Origin of the sequence: Rhodococcus sp. EPR-134 (assembly GCF_001647205.1) — a bacterium.
GTDB classification, from domain to species: domain Bacteria; phylum Actinomycetota; class Actinomycetes; order Mycobacteriales; family Mycobacteriaceae; genus Rhodococcus_F; species Rhodococcus_F qingshengii.
Window position 1 is genome coordinate 1 of sequence record NZ_LVCT01000580.1, and the last position, 2,446, is coordinate 2,446.

The window sequence follows — 2,446 nt, forward strand, 5'->3', positions numbered from 1 at the left end:
ACGACGTAACGCGTGTAGTCGGTGTGGACCTGCGAGCCGTAGAAGTCGACCAGCTGATCGATGCGACGCGAATTCGCGCCCGGATCGAGCTGGGCCATCAGAGCGGGGAGCCCGCCTGCGGTGATCAGATCGTTGACGATCACGGCCGCTTCGTCGCGCAGCGCGAGCGCACTGGCCGGAGTGGGATCGGACGCCTGAGCCATGAATCCGGCCAGGCGCATCACAAAATCGTCCTTCGGCGTCGAGCAGTACAGGTCACCGACCGCGCACAGCGTCACCGTTTTGCCTGACAGCCAACCGAATCCACCGATGCGAGGGCCGCTGGCACCGTTACCGCCGACAGCGGGGCCGATCAGGACGTCGGACTCGGAACGACGGGGATCGGACAGCAAGCCGACGCCCTCGACGCGAGTCGGGGGGACCACGCCGATGCCGGTTCCGATCTCGGCGGCGAGATCGCCTGCCGCGTCGGCGCCCTGGCTGTACCCGACGATGGCGAAGCGAGTGTCACCGCACGAGGCGGCCATAGCGCCGATCATGCCGCGGGCATTGTCGACAGCCTGCTGCTTCGACTTGGCGTAGACGTTGGACTCCCACGGGAAGGCCGTCGCCGAGTAGGTGACGTAATCGGTGCGTACGGAACCGGGAAGGCCGTTGGTGACCGGGGCAAGCATGCCGGCGCCGGGCCTGGTGCCCGAGGGCTCCCAGGTTCCCGGGATGGCCACGACGTACAGGCTGGGGCAGGGATCAGCCGACGCCACGGGAGCACTGACAACCGGTACCACTACTGCCGCAGCAAGTGCCGACAACACCGCAACGAGACGCCTCGCACGCATGAAACTCCCCTGTTTTACCTTCAGCAACCCATACACCACTATCGGTGCTCCGGAATCATACTGTCTGGGCGTTGTGTCTGTCCGATGCACGATTGATGAAGGTTTGTTACAGATCGTGCGAATTGCTTGCAGAAACAAAGCCGCACCCCACCGAATGCGGTGGGGTGCGGCTTTGTGAGAGCCTCTAGCGCTGCGGAGCCGCTGTCGGGTGGATCGGTGACGGAAGGGCCGTGACACCCTCGAGGTAGGTGTCCACAGCGGCTGCTGCGGAACGTCCCTCGGCGATGGCCCAGACGATCAGGGACTGACCGCGGCCCATGTCGCCGGCCACGAACACGCCGTCGACGTTGGTGTTCCACTTCGACGTGCGGGCGACGTTGCCACGCTCGTTCAAGTCGACCCCGAGATCGGTGAGCAGACCCGGCTTCTCGGGACCGACGAAGCCCATGGCCAGGAGCACGAGATCGGCTTCGAGCTCGAAGTCCGAGCCCTCGACCTTCTCGAAGCGACCCGACTTCATCTCGACCTCGTGAGCCTTGAGTCCGGTGACCTTGCCGTTTTCACCGACGAAGTTCTCGGTGTTGACGGAGAACAGACGCTCGCCGCCCTCCTCGTGAGCCGAAGCCACGCGGAACATGAGCGGGTACGTCGGCCACGGAGTCTGCTCGGCGCGAGTCTCCGGCGGACGCGGCATGATCTCGAACTGGTGGACGCTGGCCGCACCCTGACGGTGCGAGGTGCCGAGGCAGTCCGCTCCGGTGTCGCCGCCGCCGATGATGACAACCTTCTTGCCCTCAGCGGTGATGGTGGGAGCGTCGAGGTCACCCAACTGCACGCGGTTGGCGATCGGCAGGAACTCCATCGCCTGGTGGATGCCGTCCAGTTCGCGGCCCGGGAGCGGAAGATCGCGAGCTGCCGTGGCGCCGCCGGCCAGAACCACTGCGTCGAACTGCTCACGCAGCTCGTCCGCGGTGATGTCCACGCCGACATTGACGTTGGTCTTGAAGACGGTGCCTTCGGCTTCCATCTGCTCGAGACGGCGGTCGATGTGCCGCTTCTCCATCTTGAACTCGGGGATGCCGTAGCGCAGCAGGCCGCCGATGCGGTCTGCCCGCTCGAAGACCGTCACTGCGTGACCGGCGCGGGTCAGCTGCTGCGCTGCAGCCAGACCGGCCGGACCACTGCCGACAACCGCAACCTTCTTGTTGGTGGCGTGCGCGGCGCGAACCGGCTTGACCCACCCTTCGTCGAAGGCCTTGTCGATGATCTCGACCTCGACCTGCTTGATGGTGACCGGATCCTGGTTGATGCCCAGGACACAGGACGCCTCACAGGGTGCGGGGCACAGACGACCGGTGAACTCCGGGAAGTTGTTGGTCGCGTGCAGACGCTCGATGGCGTCGTGCCAGTGGTCCTTGTAGACCAGGTCGTTCCACTCGGGAATCAAGTTTCCGAGAGGGCAACCGTTGTGGCAGAAAGGAATTCCGCAGTCCATGCAACGGCTGGCCTGGGTCTTGAGGGTTTCCTTCGGGAACTCCTCGTAGACCTCTTTCCAGTCGAGCAGGCGCAACGGCACCGGCCGGCGAACCGGAAGTTCGCGCGACGTGTGC

The 2,446-nt window shown here is 65.0% G+C and carries 2 protein-coding genes; both read right to left on the minus strand.

What is annotated here, in order from left to right; translation table 11 throughout:
• The coding region (locus tag A2J01_RS25615; RefSeq protein WP_197494299.1) for a cutinase family protein at positions 1 to 836 on the minus strand (836 nt) is incomplete at its 3' end.
• 184 nt (positions 837 to 1,020) lie between these two features.
• The coding region (locus tag A2J01_RS25620) for a glutamate synthase subunit beta (RefSeq protein WP_064113871.1) at positions 1,021 to 2,446 on the minus strand (1,426 nt) is incomplete at its 5' end.